General features: G+C 66.7%; 16 protein-coding genes and 1 tRNA gene. 6 read left to right on the top strand and 11 right to left on the bottom strand.

The window, feature by feature from the left end:
* Positions 1-202 precede the first annotated feature (202 nt).
* The 3 genes from ING98_01895 (at position 203) to ING98_01905 (ending at position 3,417) form a co-directional block, all read left to right on the top strand.
* Positions 203-1,204, top strand: a complete 1,002-nt coding sequence (locus tag ING98_01895) for a 4-deoxy-4-formamido-L-arabinose-phosphoundecaprenol deformylase (GenBank protein ID MCA3100602.1) — start codon at positions 203-205, stop codon at positions 1,202-1,204.
* Positions 1,205-1,293: 89 nt separating this feature from the next.
* A complete protein-coding gene (locus ING98_01900) occupies positions 1,294-1,752 on the top strand; it encodes a peroxiredoxin (protein ID MCA3100603.1) in 459 nt (152 codons plus the stop codon).
* Between the two features lie 228 nt (positions 1,753-1,980).
* Positions 1,981-3,417, top strand: coding sequence for a PhoH family protein (locus ING98_01905; protein MCA3100604.1), 1,437 nt, complete (start codon positions 1,981-1,983; stop codon positions 3,415-3,417).
* 153 nt (positions 3,418-3,570) lie between these two features.
* On the opposite strand, the gene dnaB is transcribed toward ING98_01905, so the two are convergent.
* The 7 genes from dnaB to rnr all read right to left on the bottom strand — a co-directional run bounded on the left by dnaB (position 3,571) and on the right by rnr (position 10,019).
* Complete coding sequence (dnaB, locus tag ING98_01910; protein MCA3100605.1) at positions 3,571-4,962, bottom strand: replicative DNA helicase; 1,392 nt, start codon at positions 4,960-4,962, stop codon at positions 3,571-3,573.
* Positions 4,963-5,096: 134 nt separating this feature from the next.
* Positions 5,097-5,543, bottom strand: coding sequence for a 50S ribosomal protein L9 (locus ING98_01915; GenBank protein ID MCA3100606.1), 447 nt, complete (start codon positions 5,541-5,543; stop codon positions 5,097-5,099).
* Between the two features lie 10 nt (positions 5,544-5,553).
* On the bottom strand, positions 5,554-5,838 hold the full coding sequence (locus ING98_01920) for a 30S ribosomal protein S18 (protein MCA3100607.1): 285 nt from the start codon (positions 5,836-5,838) through the stop codon (positions 5,554-5,556).
* 5 nt (positions 5,839-5,843) lie between these two features.
* On the bottom strand, positions 5,844-6,341 hold the full coding sequence (gene priB, locus ING98_01925; GenBank protein MCA3100608.1) for a primosomal replication protein N: 498 nt from the start codon (positions 6,339-6,341) through the stop codon (positions 5,844-5,846).
* Positions 6,244-6,693: a 30S ribosomal protein S6 gene (gene rpsF / locus ING98_01930; GenBank protein ID MCA3100609.1), complete on the bottom strand. Its 450-nt coding sequence runs from the start codon at positions 6,691-6,693 to the stop codon at positions 6,244-6,246. The genes priB and rpsF overlap by 98 nt, the downstream gene beginning before the upstream one ends.
* 255 nt (positions 6,694-6,948) lie before the next feature.
* Entirely contained in the window at positions 6,949-7,710 is a 762-nt protein-coding gene (gene rlmB / locus ING98_01935) for a 23S rRNA (guanosine(2251)-2'-O)-methyltransferase RlmB (protein MCA3100610.1), read from the bottom strand.
* Positions 7,707-10,019, bottom strand: coding sequence for a ribonuclease R (rnr, locus tag ING98_01940; protein MCA3100611.1), 2,313 nt, complete (start codon positions 10,017-10,019; stop codon positions 7,707-7,709). Before rnr ends, rlmB begins: the two co-directional genes overlap by 4 nt.
* A gap of 159 nt (positions 10,020-10,178) precedes the next feature.
* Here rnr and ING98_01945 point away from each other — a divergent pair.
* A tRNA-Leu gene (locus ING98_01945) sits at positions 10,179-10,265 on the top strand.
* 195 nt (positions 10,266-10,460) lie between these two features.
* On the opposite strand, the gene ING98_01950 is transcribed toward ING98_01945, so the two are convergent.
* From ING98_01950 to ING98_01960, 3 genes are all read right to left on the bottom strand, one after another.
* The gene (locus ING98_01950; GenBank protein MCA3100612.1) at positions 10,461-12,170 is read right to left on the bottom strand and encodes a CocE/NonD family hydrolase; all 1,710 of its coding nucleotides are present in this window, start codon (positions 12,168-12,170) and stop codon (positions 10,461-10,463) included.
* A 68-nt stretch (positions 12,171-12,238) separates the two neighbouring features.
* Positions 12,239-13,225 (bottom strand): amidohydrolase, encoded by a 987-nt coding sequence (locus tag ING98_01955; GenBank protein ID MCA3100613.1) that lies wholly within the window; start codon positions 13,223-13,225, stop codon positions 12,239-12,241.
* 60 nt (positions 13,226-13,285) lie between these two features.
* Positions 13,286-14,239: a tripartite tricarboxylate transporter substrate binding protein gene (locus tag ING98_01960; GenBank protein ID MCA3100614.1), complete on the bottom strand. Its 954-nt coding sequence runs from the start codon at positions 14,237-14,239 to the stop codon at positions 13,286-13,288.
* A 140-nt stretch (positions 14,240-14,379) separates the two neighbouring features.
* Here ING98_01960 and ING98_01965 point away from each other — a divergent pair, with 140 nt between their 5' ends.
* Positions 14,380-14,859 carry a (2Fe-2S)-binding protein gene (locus tag ING98_01965; protein ID MCA3100615.1) on the top strand — a complete coding sequence of 160 codons (480 nt, stop codon included), beginning with the start codon at positions 14,380-14,382 and terminating at the stop codon, positions 14,857-14,859.
* The gene (locus ING98_01970) at positions 14,856-16,994 is read left to right on the top strand and encodes a xanthine dehydrogenase family protein molybdopterin-binding subunit (GenBank protein ID MCA3100616.1); all 2,139 of its coding nucleotides are present in this window, start codon (positions 14,856-14,858) and stop codon (positions 16,992-16,994) included. Before ING98_01965 ends, ING98_01970 begins: the two co-directional genes overlap by 4 nt.
* 57 nt (positions 16,995-17,051) lie before the next feature.
* Here the strand turns inward: ING98_01970 and ING98_01975 are convergent, their stop codons facing one another.
* Positions 17,052-18,059 carry a tripartite tricarboxylate transporter substrate binding protein gene (locus tag ING98_01975; protein ID MCA3100617.1) on the bottom strand — a complete coding sequence of 336 codons (1,008 nt, stop codon included), beginning with the start codon at positions 18,057-18,059 and terminating at the stop codon, positions 17,052-17,054.
* Between the last annotated feature and the right edge of the window lie 46 nt (positions 18,060-18,105).

An 18,105-nucleotide genomic window follows, 5' to 3' on the forward strand; every position in this document is an offset into this window, starting at 1 on the left:
CGAGCATCCACTCGGCGCGAGACGCTCGCGACGGCGAAGTATCGCGAATGCTTGGGCAGCACGAAGCGGCTGAACCTGGTCGACACCAACGGCGGCGCCTGATGCGGCGCTTGTTGCGAGGATATGCAGGCGCAGGCTTGAGGCGCCGGCCGCCCCTGTATCGTCGAGGCAAGGCGCATCGTGAGCTGGCTGGCGGCAACCGATGAAGCTTGCGCTGAAAGTCGATGTCGACACCTACCGAGGCACGCGCGAGGGGGTGCCGCGCCTGGTCGAAATGCTCCGGCGCGACGGTGCCGGAGCGACCTTCCTGTTCAGCCTGGGACCGGACCACACCGGCCGCGCGGTGCGGCGCGTGTTCCGCCGCGGATTCATGCGCAAGGTGTCGCGCACGTCGGTCCTGGAACACTACGGGCTGCGCACGCTGCTCTACGGGACCCTGCTTCCCGGCCCCGACATCGGCGAGCGTTGCCGCAAACAGATGCAGGCCGTACGCGACGCCGGCTTCGAATGCGGCATCCACTGCTGGGACCACGTCCGCTGGCAGGACCGGCTGGCGCTCGCGGACGACGCATGGACGCGAGCCGAGATGCAACGGGCCTGCGATCGCTTCGAAGAGGTTTTCGGGGCACCGGCACGCGCGCATGGCGCAGCCGGCTGGCAGATGAACGTGCATGCGCTGCGCAATACCCAGCGCCTGTCCTTCGGCTACAGTTCCGACACCCGCGGGACCCATCCATTCCTGCCGACATACAACGCCGAGCTGATTGCCTGCCCTCAGATCCCGACCACGCTGCCCACGCTGGACGAAATGATCGGGCGCGACGGAATCACCGCCGACAACGTCGCGGACCGCCTGCTGGCACTGACCGACGCCGAGCGCCCCGCCACTGGCCATGTCTACACGCTACACGCCGAGCTCGAGGGACAGAAACTGGCACCGGCCTTCGAACGCCTCTTGGCAGGCTGGAAGGCGCAGGGCTATGAAGTGCTGTCGCTTCGCGACTACTGCGACGATCTCGAGCCTGAGCAGCTGCCGCACCACGAAGTGGTATTCGGCGAGGTACCGGGCCGCAGCGGCCTGCTCGCACTGCAGGGGCCGGCTTTCCTGTCGCCCGGCGCGCCTGCTCCGGACTATCGCTGGACGCGCGACCGCGCCGTGATCACGCAGCAGGGCCAGCCTGCGCTGCCGGCCGGCGCAGGCTGAACGGACGGCACGGATTGCCCCCGCCGGTACGACCGCTGTAATGTTCGTCGGGCATACTCTCGTCTTTGCCGGAACCTCCAGAAGACAACATGCCCGCGACGAAAGCCCCCGCGCTAAAGCTGCCCTCCACCGATGGTGGCACCTTCGACCTTTCCGCCACCCGCGGCGCGCCGGTCGTGGTGTTCTTCTACCCGAAGGACAACACCCCGGGCTGCACCACCGAAGCCTCCGGCTTCCGCGACCAATACGAGGGGTTCGGGCAAGCCGGCGCCACTATCGTCGGCATTTCGCGCGACAGCCTCAAGTCGCACGCATCGTTCCGCGAGAAGCTCGGCCTGCCGTTCGACCTGCTGTCCGATCCGGACGAGGTTGCCTGCACGGCATGGGGCGTGATGAAGCTGAAGAACATGTACGGCAAGCAGGTTCGCGGCATCGAACGCAGCACGTTCGTGGTCGCGGCCGACGGTACGATCGCGCGCGAATGGCGCGGCGTGAAGGTTCCGGGTCATGTCGACGAGGTACTGGCATTCGTAGGCACCCTGAAGTAGGCTGATCGGAATCGATACCCTCAGGAACACTTCCCGGGTTGGCGCTTCCAAGGTGACGGATACCCGATGACAGTACGCCCCTGCCCGCCGGCGTGCCGCACCCGCCGCAGCCGTCAATCTTGATCCGACGCGCCCCTCACCCTGCATTCCTCCACGCCCCCGCGGCTTTGCCGTCGGGGGCGTGTCGTTTGTGCCCTGCCACGCCGTGCCCCAACCCCGGGAGAACCGATGATCCAGCGCACCAAGCCTGTCGGACAGACCAGCGTCACCAGGCTGCATTCGACCAAGCTGTTCGTGATCGACACGAACGTGCTGATGCACGATCCGACCAGCCTGTTCCGGTTCGAGGAACACGATGTGTTCCTGCCGATGATCACGCTCGAGGAACTCGACGATCACAAGAAGGGCATGACGGAGGTCGCGCGCAACGCGCGGCAGGCCAGCCGCTACCTCGAGGAGGTGATCGCACGTTCGCCCGGTGCCGATCTCGGCGCGGGTATCCCGCTTGCCGATACCGGTATACGGCAGGGCACCGGCCACCTGATGCTGCAGACCGAGGCGCTGGAAGCGACGCTGCCGACCTCGATCCCGGCCAGCGGCAAGGCCGACAACCAGATCCTCGCGGTGGTAAAGGCGCTGCAGGAGCGCAACGCGCGCCGGCAGGTGATCCTGGTCAGCAAGGACATCAACATGCGGATCAAGGCGCGCGCGCTGGGACTCGCCGCCGAGGACTACTTCAACGACAAGGTGCTGGAAGACACCGACCTGCTCTATACCGGCGTGCGCGAACTGCCGGCCGACTTCTGGGAGAAGCACGGCAAGGAGATGGAGTCCTGGCAGCAGGCCGGCAGCACCTTCTACCGGGTTCACGGGCCCCTGTGCACTGCCTTCGCCCTGAACGAGTTCGTCTGGATGGAATCCGACCGGCCATTCCATGCGCTCGTGAAGGAGCAGTCGGGCAACACCGCAATCCTGCAGACCATCCGCGACTACTCGCACCAGAAGAACAGCACGTGGGGCGTCCTCGCTCGCAACCGCGAGCAGAACTTCGCTCTCAACCTGCTGATGGACCCGGAGATCGACTGCGTCACGCTGCTCGGCCAGGCTGGCACAGGCAAGACGCTGCTCACGCTCGCGGCGGGGCTCGCACAGACGCTCGACGAAAGGCTCTACTCCGAGATCATCATGACGCGGGTGACGGTGCCGGTCGGCGAGGACATCGGCTTCCTGCCCGGTACCGAGGAGGAGAAGATGAACCCGTGGATGGGAGCCCTCGAGGACAACCTCGAAGTGCTGAACAAGACCGACGATGATGCCGGCGATTGGGGGCGCGCCGCCACGCGCGACCTGATCCGGTCACGCATCAAGGTGAAGTCGCTGAACTTCATGCGCGGCCGTACCTTCCTCAACAAGTTCCTGATCATCGACGAAGCGCAGAACCTCACACCGAAGCAGATGAAGACGCTGATCACGCGAGCCGGACCGGGTACCAAGGTGGTCTGCCTGGGCAACATCGCGCAGATCGACACGCCCTACCTCACCGAAGGCAGCTCCGGCCTCAGCTACGTGGTGGACCGGATGAAGGGCTGGACGCACGGCGGGCACGTGACGCTCGCCCGCGGCGAGCGGTCGCGCCTGGCCGACTTCGCGGGCGAACGACTCTAGCCAGGGCTGCGGCGGCACAGGCCGAGAAGGGTGGGAGCAGGTCGGGGTGGGGTCAGGTCTTGAGTTTTGCGGGGTGGGGTCAGGTCTTGAGTTTTGCACGTAATGCAAAACTCAAGACCTGACCCCACCCCGGCACTCTTCCACCCCCACTCTTCAAAACCGCCCGGGTACCGGAGCGAAGTTCTCGAACTTCGTGTGCTTGCCGAGGAAGGTTAGCTTCACGGTGCCGATCGGGCCGTTACGCTGCTTGCCGATGATCAGTTCGGCCGTCCCCTTGTCGGCAGAGTCGGGGTTGTAGACTTCATCGCGGTAGATGAAAAGGATCACGTCTGCATCCTGCTCGATCGCACCCGATTCACGCAGGTCGGACATCACCGGCCGCTTGTTGGGCCGCTGCTCCAGGCTGCGGTTCAGCTGGGACAGCGCGATCACCGGCACCTGCAGTTCCTTCGCCAGCGCCTTGAGCGAACGCGAGATCTCGGAAATCTCGGTCGCCCGGTTTTCGCTGCCGCTGGAGCTCATCAGTTGCAGGTAATCGATCACGATCAGGCCCAGCCGGCCACCGAAGCTGCGTGCGGCGCGCCGCGCGCGCGAGCGCAGGTCGAGCGGGGTAAGTGCGCCGGTTTCGTCGAGCAGGATCGGTGCCTGGGTAAGCGCACCGAGCGCGCTGGTCAGACGCGGCCAGTCGGCATCCTCGAGGCGGCCGCTGCGCAGCCGCTGCTGGTCGATGCGACCGGAGGAGCCGATAAGGCGCATCACCAGCTGAGTACCGGACATCTCCATGCTGAAGATCACCACCGGCAGCTTCTCGGTCAGCGCGACATGCTCAGCCATGTTCAACGCCAGCGCGGTCTTGCCCATGCTGGGACGACCGGCGACGATGATAAGGTCACCGGCCTGCATGCCCGAGGTATCGCGGTCGAGGTCGGCGAAGCCGGTCGCCACGCCGGTGACATCGCTGCTGTCGCCCCGCGCATGCAGCAGATCGATACGCTCGACCACCTCGGCCACCAGCGAATTCAGGTCGAGGAAGCCCTGCGAGGTACGCTTGCCCGCCTCGGCGATGGCCAGCACCTTGGCTTCGGCCTCGTCGAGCAGCACCTTCGCCGCACGCCCGCTCGGTGCATAGGCCGACTCGGCGATCTCGGTACCGACCCGGGCGAGTTCGCGCATCAGCGATCGTTCGCGGACGATCTCGGCATAGCGCCGGATGTTGGCCGCGGTCGGCACGTTGTTGGCAAGGGCGGAGAGGTAGGGCAGCCCGCCGATCCTGGCGAGTTCGCCGTTGCGCTCCAGGCTTTCGGCGACGGTGATCACGTCCGCCGGGCGCGACTCGTCGACCAGCTTGACCAGATGCCTGTAGATCATCCGGTGGTCGGCGCTGTAGAAGTCGCCCTCGCCGAGCAGGTCGGCAATGCGCTCCCATGCGTTGTTGTCGAGCAGCAGGCCGCCGAGCACCGACTGCTCCGCCTCGATCGAGTGCGGTGCGTGGCGCACGGCCGCCAGTTCGCTGTCGGATGCCTCTGCGGAAACGATCTGGATCATGACGAAAGCTTATCACCGACAGCCGTGGCGCAACCGCACCGACGACGTCCGCTCAACGCTGCCAACCAACGAAAAAGGGCCTCCGAAGAGACCCTTTTTTGTACCGCCAGCCCGCAGGCTGGCAGCGCATTACATTACTCGCCGAGCACCGACACCGTGATCGACACATGCACGTCGGTATGCAGCGCCACGACGACCGGGAAGTCGCCGATGGTCTTCAGCGGACCCGCGGGCATGCGGATCATCGTCCGCTCGACCGGGAAGTCGTTCTTGCGCAGCGCTTCCGTGATGTCGGCCGGGGTGACCGAGCCGAACAGCTTGCCGTCGACGCCCGCCTTCTGGCGGATCTGCACCGTCATGCCTTCGAGCTGCTGGCCGCGCGCCTGCGCAGCCGCCAGCTGGGCTTCCGACTCACGCTCGAGTTCAGCGCGACGGACTTCGAATTCCTTCAGGTTGGCTGGCGTCGCACGCTTGGCCTTGCCAGTCGGGATCAGGAAGTTCCGGGCGTAGCCGTCCTTAACCTTCACCACGTCGCCGAGTTGGCCGAGGTTGACGATCTTTTCGAGGAGAATGATCTGCATCGCGGGCCTCTCAGTGCAGGTCGGTGAACGGGAGCAGCGCGAGGAAACGCGCGCGCTTGACCGCAACCGACAGTTGGCGCTGGAAATGGGCCTTGGTGCCGGTGATCCGCGCCGGGATCAGCTTGCCGTTCTCATTGATGAAGTCCTTCAGCAGGTCGATGTCCTTGTAGTCGACCTGCTTGATGCCTTCCGCGGTGAAGCGGCAGAACTTGCGGCGGCGGAATAGCGACCGCCCGCCACGCTTCTTCTTCTTGTCGTCCTTGCCTTTTCCGCGGCCTCGGGCTCCGAATGCCATGTCTGTTACTCCGAAAATGTTGGTTTGACGTTGTCGACTGACGTTGTGGTCGGGAGCGGCGCCATCTTCAGGCCCTCCACATGCAGCACCAGGCGTTCATCCTTCAACCCGGCACGGCACAGGAAACCGCGCACCGCCACCTGCTCATCGCTGCCGGCGGCCGGGACACGTGCTGCAATGTCTCCGACGGCCACCGCATTCACCCTGCAAGCCACTTCGCGTTCGCTGCCGGCCTCGACCTGGATCGACTGATGCTCGATGCAGAAGCGCACGATCGGCAGTCCCCCGGGGGTATGGCGCAACGTGTCGCGTTCGACGATGCGCCCCGAGATGACGGTCCGGTTCAGTGTCGGCCTCCGCTCCGGTCCTCGATCAATGGTTGATGGAAGCGTTCGCGCGCTGCACTCAGGCAGCCGGCGCAGGCGAAGCCTCGGCCGGCGCAGCCGCCGGTGCCGGGGCGCTGTCGCGCGGGCCCTCGCGGCGCGGCCGATCCCCACGATCACCGCGGTCGCGATCCCGGCCTTCCGCAGACGGCTTCGGCTCGCGCATCATCGGCGAGGGCGCGGTCACCGCTTCGGTCATCTTGACCGTAAGGTGGCGCAGCACCGCATCGTTGAACTTGAACGCGTGCTCCAGTTCGTCGAGCGTGGCCTGGTCGCACTCGATGTTCATCAGCAGGTAGTGCGCCTTGTGCATCTTCTGGATCGGGAACGTCAGCTGGCGCCGGCCCCAGTCTTCCTTACGATGGATGAGGCCACCCTTGCTGGTGATAAGGGTGCTGTAACGCTCGACCATGCCCGGAACCTGCTCGCTCTGGTCCGGGTGGACGATGAATACGACTTCGTAATGTCGCATTGATTCTCCTTGTGGGCTGTAGGGCCTCCCGGAATGCGACGCCGGTGAGGCAAGGATATCTTCGGATGTGCGTACCGCTCTGCCCGATCGGAAAACTTCAGAATTCAGGCAAGCCTTTGATTATGGCCGTTTCCGGCCGGATAGGCAACCGGGCATCGGGCCGGGCGGGTAGGGATCAGGGGTAGGCGTCACAGGGGTAGGGGTCAAGTCTTGAGTTTTGCATTGCACGACCGGCAAGTCGAGGGCATGCAAGAATCAAGACCTGACCCCAGCCGCCGCCCGCTGCCGCCGGCTCTCGAACAGGCAGATACCTGCAGCCACCGATACGTTCACGCTTTCCACCACGCCGAACATGGGGATGCGCATCAGTTCGTCGCAGCGTTCCCGGGTCAGCCGCCGCAGGCCCTCGCCTTCGGCGCCCATCACCCAGGCCAGCGGCCCGGTGAGCTTCGCGCCGAACAGGTCGCCCTTGCCCGCCTCGTCGGCGCCGATGCACCAGATACCGCGCGCCCTCAGCGCGTCGATCGCGCGCGCCAGGTTGGTCACGGTCACGTACTGAACCGTCTCGGCGGCACCGGAGGCGACCTTTTCCACCGTGGCGGTGATACCCACAGCGCGGTCCTTCGGCGCGATCACCGCATCGACACCCATCGCATCGGCCACGCGCAGGATGGCACCGAGGTTGTGCGGGTCCTGTACGCCGTCGAGCACGATCAGCAGCGGGTTCTGCGGCAGGTCCTCGACGAGGTCGTCGAAGTGCACGCTGCGCCGGCTGTCGCCATCGATACGCGCGACCACGCCCTGGTGGCGCGCCGAGCCGCCGGACAGCGCGTCGAGGCGCGCCGCATCGACCGCCATCGCGCGGACGGACTTCTCCGCCGCCAGCGCCAGCAGGTCGCGGGTGCGGCCGTCGGCGCGCTTCGCATCGACATAGAGCTCGCGGATCGACTGCGGTGCGGCGCGCAGCCGGGCGGTGACCGCATGCAGCCCGGACAGCGTCCGCAGCGGCGCGCTCATCGCCGCTTCTTCCCACCCTTCGACGCGGCAGCGGGCGGCGGCGCGCCAGCGGCCCTGCCCTCCTTCGCGTCCTTGCCCGCACGAGCGCCGCTGGCGGCGAGCGGCCCCTTCAACTGCGTGCCGGGTGCGAGTACGAAGTCGATCTTGCTGGTGGACAGGTCGACCCGCACCACCTGGACGCCGATGCGGTCACCGATCCGGTAGCGCTGGCCGGTGCGTTCGCCGAGCAACTGGTGGCGGATCGCATCGAAGTGGAAGTAGTCGGTACCCAGTTCGGAGATGTGCACCAGCCCGTCGACATGCAGGTCGTCGAGCGTCACGAAGGCGCCAAACGAAGTGACCCCACTGATCGTGCCGCTGAAGCTCTCGCCGACGCGGTCGAGCATGTAGAAGCACTTGAGCCAGGCCTCGACTTCGCGCGACGCATCGTCGGCCCGGCGCTCGACCTGGGAACAGTGCTGGCCGAGTTGTGTCCAGTCCATTCCGGTCGGCTTGTAGGTCTTCTTCTGCAGCACCGCCTTGATCGCGCGGTGCACCGACAGGTCGGGATAACGGCGGATCGGCGAGGTGAAATGCCCGTAGCCGTCGTAGGCAAGCCCGAAGTGTCCGATGTTGTCCGGGCTGTACACCGCCTGCGCCAGCGAGCGCAGCATCACCGTCTGCAGCAGCAGCCGGTCCGGCCGGTCGCGGATCTGCTCGAGCACCCGGGCATAGTCGCGCGCATGCGGCGACTCGCCGCCACCGATCGACAGGCCGAAGCCGCGCAGGAACTCGCGCAGCGACTCCAGACGGTCTTTCTTCGGGCCGGCATGGATGCGGTAGAGCATCGGATGGCTGTGGCTCGCGAGGAACTGCGAGGCGCAGACGTTGGCCGCCAGCATGCATTCCTCGATCAACCGGTGCGCATCGTTGCGCTCGACGGGCACGATCCGGTGGATCTTGCCGTTGTCGTCGAACTCCATCTTCGTCTCTGACGATTCGAAATCGATCGCGCCGCGCTGCGCGCGTGCCTTCAGCAGCACCCGGAAGACGGCTTCCAGCGCCTTCAGGTGCGGCACCAGGTCACGATAATTCTTCGCGTGCGCCATCGGGCTGCCGTCGAGGATCTCGGCCACCTCGGTGTAGGTGAGTCGCGCCTTCGAGTTCATCACGGCGTTGTAGAACTGATAGGCGAGCAGGCTGCCGTCTGCACCCACGTCGACCTCGCACACCATGCACAGCCGATCGACGTTCGGGTTCAACGAACACAGGCCGTTGGACAGCGCCTCGGGCAGCATCGGGATCACCCGGCGCGGGAAGTAGACCGACGTGCCGCGCGCCAGTGCCTCGGTGTCGAGCGCATCGCCCGGCTTCACGTAGTGGCCGACGTCGGCGATCGCGACGAACAGCTTGTACGCGGCATCGGGCACCGCCTTGCGACCGCTCAGGCCGCTGCCCGGCACGGCGGGCGCCTGCCCGTAGCCAGTCGCATCCTTCACCATGTCGCTGACCGTCTGCGCGATCGAACGGCGCGCGCGTTTGGCCGCCGGCTTGCCCGGATCGGGCCGCAGCACCGGCTCGCAGTACACCGCATCGTCGAAATCGCGCGCGGTCTCGCCGTCGATGGTCACCAGCGGCAGTTCGCGCAGGTCGACGCGGCCGCGCAGGTCGGTCTTGCGCGGCGCCTTCGGGAACTTGCCCGCGAGTGTCTCGACCTCGGCGGTGAACACATGCGGCAGGTCGTGCTTGCGCAGCGCGATCTCGATCTCCATGCCCGGATCGGCATAGTTGCCGAGCACCTCGACGATGCGCCCGATCGGCTGGCTGTGGCGCGACGGCTGTTCGATGATCTCGGCCACCACCACCTGCCCGGCCCTGGCCGGGAAAGAGTCGTCCGGCGAGACCAGGATGTCCTGGCTCACCCGGCGGTCTTCCGCGACCACGAAGCGCACTCCGTGTTCGACCACCAGCCGCCCGACCACGCGCTGGTTGGCGCGCTCGAGCACCTCGACCACCACCGCTTCACGCTTGCCGCGCCGCGGTGCCGCCACCTCGCGGCCGAGCACGCGGTCTCCGTGCAGCACCTTCTGCATTTCGGCGGGGCCGAGGAACAGGTCGCCGGTCGCATCGTCCGGCACCAGGAAACCGAAGCCATCCGGGTGGCCCTGCACACGGCCCCGGATCAGGTCCATCTTCGAGGGCAGCCCGAGCGCGCCGCGGCGATTGGCGATCACCTCGCCTTCGCGCTCCATGGCCGCCAGGCGGCGCGAGAATCCTTCGGCGGACTCCGGGGCGACCTCCAGGATTTCCGACAGCCGTTCCGGCTCCATCGGCACGCCCGCTTCGCGCAGGGCTTCGAGGATCTTGTCCCGCTCGGGAACGATGGTCGTGAAGACCGGTTTATTCGACGTCCGGAGTCCGGAGCGACGACGATATTGAGAGTTCAATTGACAAAGCCTGCGTGGTTGAATACATTCCTCGGCCGACATGCCGAGATGGCGGAATTGGTAGACGCACCAGGTTCAGGTCCTGGCGGTGGCAACACTGTGGAGGTTCGAGTCCTCTTCTCGGCACCATCGTTTCCCGGAGTGAGATCTCTCCGGGATCCGTAGGCAGGTCCAGCCAGGGTTTCCCTGGTGGACGGTGGCACCGGCGGCTCGGGCGTGAACCCGCCCGGCATCGATTCGACGAAGATCCAGCGCGCAGGGTAACACCTGCAGGCCGGTTGTCGGCTGCGCCGGCATGCATGTCCCGGCGCAGCGTTGGCTCGATCACCGGGCAGGAATCACCGGCAGCAGCAGGAAAGGCGCGTCGTCGGCCGGAAAATGCAGCGTATTGGCGCCGCCGAACACATCCATTGGCCGGTCGACCGGATCGTCATGGGTGAACGGGCCAACGCCTTTCATCGGGTATGCGGCGTTCGCGACGCCGAAATCGGTGCCGTCGAACGCATAGTCATGCCCGCGCACGGTCAACCCGAACCGGTAGCCCACCGGCACGACGATGCAGGTCGGCCAGATCTCGACATCCAGCGGCACCGGCACCCCGGGCTGCAGTGGCCAGGCCTCGTCGTGCGGATGCCATGGGCGCGACGGCGTACTCAGCGCCGGGTCGACCTTGCGCTGCGACGCGCGCAGCCAGCCGAGGCCGACCGGCGTGCGCGGATCGTTCGATCCGATGAAGGTGACCTCGCGACCGGACGGGTCGAACACCCGCAGCACCAGGAACACGTCGGCATCGCGGGTCGTCGACGACAGCCACAGGCGAGCGGCGACCTGACCGGTGATCTCGAGCGGCTCGGTCATCGCCGGAGAAAGGAAGGTGAGACCGTCGCCCATCGCCTCGTAGTCGAGCCTGCCGCCCCGCGCCGGCACGTCGGTAGACAAACCCATGCCTTGCGGATCGAGGTAGTACCGTGTGTACTGCGTGCGTGCGAGCGGCCATTCGTCCTCGCCGCGCAGCACGAACCGCTCGCCCGGGTGGCGCACGTTGAGCGAGACCTTCGGCTGCTGTGCCCACCCGGTGTCCTCGTCTTTCAGGAAGTGGCCGAAGAAGCGCTTCTGCAGCGCGATGCCGTAGTTGCTGTAGAAGTGCGTGAAGTGGGTGTCACCGTGCACCTCCAGCCACCTCTGCGACGAAGCGGCGCGCTGGAAGCCTTCGAAGTTGCCGCGGGTATGCAGCCCCATGCCGCCCCAGTTGGCGCAGGAGAGCATGGGCGTCTCCATCTTCTCGAAATCCGGCATGCGGGCGCGGTAGTAGTCGTCGACGAGCGTCCGGTTGCGTGCCTCGCCGCCGAGATCGACGCGATTGGCGGCCAGTTCGGCCTCGGACAGCGTGACCGGGCCGGCGACCGGATCGCCGGTCACCGCACTCTTCGCGCCGCGCTCGCCGACGCCGTACTGCACCGAGGTGACCTGCCGCCGGTACCACGAATCGAGGAAATCGCACAGGATGCCGCCGTGGCGGCAAAGTTCGCGGTAGTAGTCGGACGAGCCTTCCCAAAGGCACAGCGCAGCCAGGTGCTTCGGGCGCAGGCCGGCGACCTGCCACTGGTTCATCGCGTAGTACGAGATGCCGTTCACGCCGACCTTGCCGTTGCTCCAGCCCTGGGCGCCCGCCCACTCGATGCAGGCGGCAAGGTCGACCGCCTCGCGTGCCGACCAGCAGTCGATCACCCCCGGCGAGCAGCCGGCGCCACGCGAGTCGACCCGCACGCAGGCATAGCCGTCCGGCACCCACTTCTCGGGGTCGACCAGCTCCCAGGTCTGGTACTTGTTGCTGGAACCTTCGAGCACTTCCGGCGCCGACTTGACCAGCCGTGCCCAGTTGGCGGGGTAGCCTTCCTTGAATTCGAGTCCTTTCGCATAAGGGCCACTGCTCAGGATCACCGGATGATGCCCACCTCCGAGCGGGCGGAACACGTCGGCGCGCAGCACCACGCCGTCGTCCATGGTGATCGGTACGTTCCACTCCACCTGCATGCCGTCGCGCACTTCAACCTTCATCAGATCCATTGCTTGCCGTCCCCCGGAGTCCGTCCACTTTCCACTCAGATGCCGAACACCCGCTGCGCATTGGCGCCGCGGATCTTGTCGCGGAGCATCCCGGGCAGCGCATCGATGCGTGCCAGGATCCCCACCATGTCGCTGATGTTATGCGGATAGTCGCTGCCGAACAGCACATGATCCTCCCCGAACACCTCGACGGTGTCGCGCAGCGCCTCGTGCGAATAGAGCACCGAGTCGGCATAGATGCGCTTCAGGTAGGTACTCGGCCGCTCGGCGATGCGGGTGCGCGCCGACGCGATCACCTCGTGGCAGCGATCGAGCCGCGGCGCGAGGAAGGGCAGCGTACCGCCACCGTGCGCAACGATCAGCTTCAGGTTGGGGAGTCGATCGAAGAAGCCGTCGAAGATCATCCGGGTGACGGCCAGCGTCGAGTCGAAGGTGAAGCCGACCGATGCCGACAACTGGTACATCGCCATGTCCATCTCGGCACAGCCACAGGGCACGGTCGGGTGCAGGAACACCGGGAGCCCACGCCGGTCGATCTCGGCCCAGACCGGCGCGAACCGCTCTGCGGTCAGGGACTCGCCGCCGATGTTTCCGAGCACCATCACGCCGCAAGCACCGGCATCGATCGAGCGCGCAAGTTCCTCGATCGCGCGTTCCGGGTACTGGAACGGCAACGACGCGATCCAGCGCAGCCGCGACGGATGCTCGGACTGCGCCTGCGCGAAGCTGTCGTTGATCGCGCGTGCGGCGCGCGAACTGGCCGCCTCGTCGCCCCAGTAAACGTTCGGGCCGGTCAGCGACAGCACCGCCATGCCGACGCCGGCCTCGTCCATCGCCTGGATCCGCTGCCCGTAGTCGAACATGCACTCTTCCGGCGTCATGAACGCGATGCCGTCGTAGTGGATCACCTCTTTGCCGCCAGTGACCTGGCGGATCGTGAAGCGCGAGCCACTGTGCGCGCGGAACAGGGTCATCCATTCCTCGCACAGCATGTGGGAGTGGACGTCGATTGCCTGCTGCATGCTGCCTCCGGTACGAATGCGGCTGCAGCCCTGCGGAAGACCGCGCTGCACTGCCGTCGGTTATTCGGGCTTCACGCCTGCGTCGCGGATCACCTTGCCGAAGCGCACGATCTCGCTGCGGATGTAGTCGCCGAACTCGCGCGGACCGACGGCGAGGATCTCGGCACCCTCGGCGGTGATCTTCGACTGCACGTCGGCGAGCTTCAGCGCCCGCACCACCTCGGCATTGAGCCGGGCGACCATGTCAGGCGGCGTCTTCGCCGGTGCGACCACGCCCTGCCACGAATAGAACACCACGCCGGGGAATCCCGACTCGACCATCGTCGGAACCTCGGGCGCGACCGCCAACCGCTTCTCCCCGGTATGCGCGATCGCACGCAGGCGCCCGGCGCGCACGAAGTTCAGGCTGGTGTTGTCGAACAGCATCGCGATCTGCCCGCCCATCAGGTCGGGTACCGCCGGACCGCTGCCCTTGTAGGGCACGTCGATCAGCGAGATGCCGGCAGCGCTCTTGAAGAGTTCGGACGCCATGTACGACGGACTGCCCAGTCCCTGGGTGCCGTTGGCGATCTGCCCCGGCCGTGCCTTAGCGAGCGCGACCAGTTCCTTCGCGGTCTTCGCCGGCAGCGACGGATGCGTGACCAGCACCATCGCCACGCGCGCGATCAACGTGATCGGCGCAAAGTCGGCGACCGGGTCGTACGGAAGCTTCCGGTACAGGTGCGGGTTGATCGCCAGCGTCGTGCTCGTCGCGAGCAACATCGTGTGGCCGTCGGGCGCAGCGCGTGCCACGTACTCCGCACCGATCAGCGTGGCAGCGCCGGCGCGATTCTCGACCACCACCTGCTGGCCGAGCGTCTCGCTCATCCGGGCACCGATCACGCGCGCAATCATGTCGGTGTTGCCGCCCGGGGCGTACGGCACGACCCAGCGCACCGGCTTCGACGGAAAAGCCTGCGCCCCGGCGTTGCCCGGCATCGCGAGCGGCAGGCCGATCAGCAGCATCGCAGCCATCGCAACGGCGAGGGGGCTGGCAGGCGGGCGCGGACGCCGTCGCGGTGCAATCGGGCTGCGGCCGCTTGTGCCTGCAGGCGATTTCATTTCTACTCCCGACGTATGCATGACCAACTTCTTCCCGCCTTCACAGATACGCGATGAGTCTACCCGAACCCACCCGCTTCACCGTCAACGGTTCCGATCACTCGGTCAGCACCGAACCCGATACCCCGCTTCTGTACGTGCTGCGCAACGATCTCGACCTGAAGGGCGCGAAGTTCGGCTGTGGACTGGGCCAATGCGGCGCCTGCACCGTACTGCTCGACGGCCATGCGGTCAACGCCTGCGATACGCCACTCTGGGCCGCGGCCGGCAAGACAGTCACCACCGTCGAGGGGCTGGCTTCGGGCGGCGCGATGTCCCGGCTGCAGCAGGCATTCCTCGACGAACAGGCGGTGCAGTGCGGCTACTGCATCTCCGGCATGCTGATGTCGGCCACTGCCCTGCTCGAGCGCACGCCCGACCCCACGCTCGACCAGATCAAGGAGGCAATGGATCGCAACCTGTGCCGCTGCGGTACGCAGGCCCGAATCCTCCGCGCGATACAGCGTGCAGCCCGCACCGGAGCCCCGGCATGAGCGCCCCCCTCAAGGTACCGCCGATGCTGTCGGCGAACCCGCGGCTCGACCGCTGGGTGAAGTTCAACGAAGACCGCACCGTCACCGTGTTCACCGGTCGCGTCGAACTGGGCCAGGGCATCATCACCGCGATCACCCAGATCGCCGCCGACGAACTCGACCTGACGTTCGAACAGGTGCGTATCGTCGATGCCGACACCCGGCTCACGCCGGACGAAGGTCATACCTCCGGCAGCCGTTCGATCTCCGAAGGCGGCAGCGCGATGCGCTCGGCCTGCGCGGAGGTGCGGGCGCTGCTGCTCGCCGAGGCCGCGCGTCGCCTCGACATCCCCGCCGACCGGCTGGTCGTCGAGGAAGGCAGGATCACCGGCGCCGACCGTATCCGCGAAACCAGTTACTGGGACCTGCCGCATGCGGACCTGCTCGCGCGCGAGGCCACCGGGCAGGTACCGCCCAAGCCGGTCGCCCGCTACACCGTGGTCGGCCGCAACGCGCGCCGGCTCGACATCCCCGACAAGCTCACCGGCCAGCCGCGCTTCGTCGCCGACATGAAGCTGCCCGGCATGCTGCATGGCCGGGTCGCGCGTCCGCCGTCGTTCGGCGCGAAGCTGGTGTCGATCGACGAGGCCGCGATCCGCGCGATGCCCGGGGTGTTGGCGGTCGTGCGCGACGGCGATTTCCTCGGCGTGGTCGCCGAGCGCGAGGAACAGGCCGTGAAGGCCCGCAAGGCGATGATCGCCGGGTCGTGCTGGACCGAGCAGCCGATCCCGACCGATGCCGCAGACATATACCGCTTCATCGAGACCCGTGACACCACCGACACGGTGATCGTCGAGCGCCGCGACGCCGCCGCCCTCGCCCGGGCGGCAAAGACGTTCGAAGCGCGCTACTCCAAGCCCTACATTGCCCACGCCTCGCTCGGCCCTTCCTCGGCTCTGGCCACCTTCGAGGCCGGCGGCATCGAGGTCTGGACGCACAGCCAGGGCGTGTTCCCCCTGCAGCGCGAACTGGCCGAGGTGTTCAACCTGCCGGTCGAATCGGTGGTCGCGCACCACGTGGACGGTCCCGGCTGCTACGGCCACAACGGTGCCGACGATGCGGCACTCGACGCGGTGCTGCTCGCGCGCGCGGTGCCGGGACGGCCGGTGATGCTGCAGTGGATGCGCGACGACGAGTTCGCCTGGGAACCGCTCGGCCCGGCAATGGTGGTGAAAACCCGCGCCTCGGTCGACGGCGACGGCAACATCGTCGACTGGTCGCTCGACCTGTGGAGCAACGGGCATACCCAGCGCCCGGGCGTGGTAGTCACCACCGAACCGAGCGTGTCGCTGCTCGCTGCCTGGCACCTCGAGAAGCCGGTGCCGCGGATCCCGCAGGGCGATCCGGCGATGTCCGGCGGCGGCGGCATGGCACGCAACGCCGAAGTGATCTATGCGCTGCCCAACCAGAAGGTCATCGCGCACCGGGTCGAGGAACTGCCGCTGCGCGCCTCCACGCTGCGTGCGCTCGGTGCCTATGCGAACGTGTTCGCCGGCGAGTCGTTCATCGACGAACTGGCCGAGGCATGCGGCGCCGACCCGGTCGAGTACCGACTGCGTCACATGGAGAACCCGCGCGCCCGTGCGGTGATCGAGCTGGCCGCGCAGAAGGCCGGCTGGGTGCCGAACGAACGGAGCGACGGCACGAAGGGCCGCGGCATCGCGTTTGCCCAGTACAAGAACGGCTACGGTTACATCGCAATCGTCGCCGAGATCGTGCTCGAGCCCGAGTTCAGGGTCACGCGCATGGTGGCTGCGGTCGACGTCGGCCTCGCGATCAACCCGGACGGCATCCTGAACCAGACCGAAGGTGGCATCCTGCAGGCACTGAGCTGGACGCTGAAGGAACAGGTGCAGTTCGACCGAGAGCGCATCCTGTCGCGCGACTGGGAGACCTATCCGGTGCTGACGTTCTCTGAAGTGCCGCAGGTCGAGGTGCACCTGATCGACCGGCGCGACGAGGAGCCGCTCGGCGCCGGCGAGACGCCGACCGGGCCGACCGCTGCGGCGGTGGCCAACGCACTCGCCCATGCACTCGGCGTTCGCGTGCGCGACCTGCCGCTGACCCGTGACCGCATCATTGCGGCACTGGGATGAACATGACCCTGCGGGGATATCCTGCACGCCCGTGCGTCAGGCGCAAGGATCCTCGGGCTACTCCGGCTTGATGTTCGCCGCCTTGCCTGCCCTCTGGTACTTCTCGAAGTCGGATCGGATCAGTTTCGTCATCGCCGCGGCATTGAGCACCATCATGTCCATGCCTGCGCCGGACAGCTTGGTACGCAATTCGGGCAAGGCGGCGACCTTCAGCACGTCCGCCTCGATCTTCCCGGCGACCCCGGCCGGCGTCTTCGGCGGTGCCATGAATCCGTAGTAGGCCTCGAGCGAGAAGTCCTTCAGTTCCGGGATGCCCGACTCGCGCAACGTCGGGATCTCGGGCGCTGAGGACGAGCGCTGCGCACTGAGCACCCCGATCGGCCGCAGGCGCCCGGTCGCGAAGAACGGCACGGCCGGCGGCAGCGTCGCGACCACGATGTCGACCTGTCCGGCTACCGCATCGGCCACCGCCGGCCCGCAGCCGCGGTGCGGGATATGCATCGCGTCGATCTTCATCGCGAACTTGTACATCTCCATCCCGAAGTGGTGCGGGCTGGCGACGTTGCAGCTCGCATAGGAGAACTTGCCCGGCGCCTTCACCAGCATCGAGGTGAAGTCGCGCACGTTCTGTGCGGCGACCTTCGCCGGATTGACGGCGATCACCATTGGAGCGGACGTGACCATCGCGAGCGAGGTGAAGTCTTTGGTGAAGTCGAACGGCAGCTTCGAGTACACGACCTGGTTGATGATGTGGGTGTTCGTACCCAGCAGCAGGGTATAGCCGTCAGCCGGGGCGCGGTACACCACCTCGGCGCCGATCGAACCACCTGCACCCGCGCGGTTGTCGACCAGGACGGGCTGCTTCCAGAGCTCGGACAACCGCTCGCCGAACACGCGTGCGGTCGTGTCGGCGCCGCCCCCCGGCGTGAAGGTGACCACCAGGCGCACCGGCTTGGATGGAAACTCCTGAGCGAGTGCTCCACCAGCGGGCAAGGCAAGCAAGGCCAGCAGCAGCGCCGCCGAGGGCGACAGGCGTCGTGCGGATGAGACGTCAGGCTTGGTCATCGGTTTTCCACGAGCAAGAGATCCGGGACGAACGGTCTCGGACGAA

The organism is Rhodocyclaceae bacterium (genome assembly GCA_020248265.1).
Taxonomy (GTDB): Bacteria; Pseudomonadota; Gammaproteobacteria; order Burkholderiales; family CAIKXV01; genus CAIKXV01.

What these genes read in the sequence shown, in the direction of transcription:
- ING98_01895 (MCA3100602.1), top strand. Translation starts at nt 203, where the DNA reads ATGAAGCTTGCGCTGAAAGTCGATGTCGACACCTACCGAGGCACGCGC.
- ING98_01900 (MCA3100603.1), top strand. Translation starts at nt 1,294, where the DNA reads ATGCCCGCGACGAAAGCCCCCGCGCTAAAGCTGCCCTCCACCGATGGT.
- ING98_01905 (MCA3100604.1), top strand. Translation starts at nt 1,981, where the DNA reads ATGATCCAGCGCACCAAGCCTGTCGGACAGACCAGCGTCACCAGGCTG.
- dnaB (MCA3100605.1), bottom strand. Translation starts at nt 4,962, where the DNA reads ATGATCCAGATCGTTTCCGCAGAGGCATCCGACAGCGAACTGGCGGCC.
- ING98_01915 (MCA3100606.1), bottom strand. Translation starts at nt 5,543, where the DNA reads ATGCAGATCATTCTCCTCGAAAAGATCGTCAACCTCGGCCAACTCGGC.
- ING98_01920 (MCA3100607.1), bottom strand. Translation starts at nt 5,838, where the DNA reads ATGGCATTCGGAGCCCGAGGCCGCGGAAAAGGCAAGGACGACAAGAAG.
- rpsF (MCA3100609.1), bottom strand. Translation starts at nt 6,693, where the DNA reads ATGCGACATTACGAAGTCGTATTCATCGTCCACCCGGACCAGAGCGAG.
- rlmB (MCA3100610.1), bottom strand. Translation starts at nt 7,710, where the DNA reads ATGAGCGCGCCGCTGCGGACGCTGTCCGGGCTGCATGCGGTCACCGCC.
- rnr (MCA3100611.1), bottom strand. Translation starts at nt 10,019, where the DNA reads ATGGAGCCGGAACGGCTGTCGGAAATCCTGGAGGTCGCCCCGGAGTCC.
- ING98_01950 (MCA3100612.1), bottom strand. Translation starts at nt 12,170, where the DNA reads ATGCAGGTGGAGTGGAACGTACCGATCACCATGGACGACGGCGTGGTG.
- ING98_01955 (MCA3100613.1), bottom strand. Translation starts at nt 13,225, where the DNA reads ATGCAGCAGGCAATCGACGTCCACTCCCACATGCTGTGCGAGGAATGG.
- ING98_01960 (MCA3100614.1), bottom strand. Translation starts at nt 14,239, where the DNA reads ATGGCTGCGATGCTGCTGATCGGCCTGCCGCTCGCGATGCCGGGCAAC.
- ING98_01965 (MCA3100615.1), top strand. Translation starts at nt 14,380, where the DNA reads ATGAGTCTACCCGAACCCACCCGCTTCACCGTCAACGGTTCCGATCAC.
- ING98_01970 (MCA3100616.1), top strand. Translation starts at nt 14,856, where the DNA reads ATGAGCGCCCCCCTCAAGGTACCGCCGATGCTGTCGGCGAACCCGCGG.
- ING98_01975 (MCA3100617.1), bottom strand. Translation starts at nt 18,059, where the DNA reads ATGACCAAGCCTGACGTCTCATCCGCACGACGCCTGTCGCCCTCGGCG.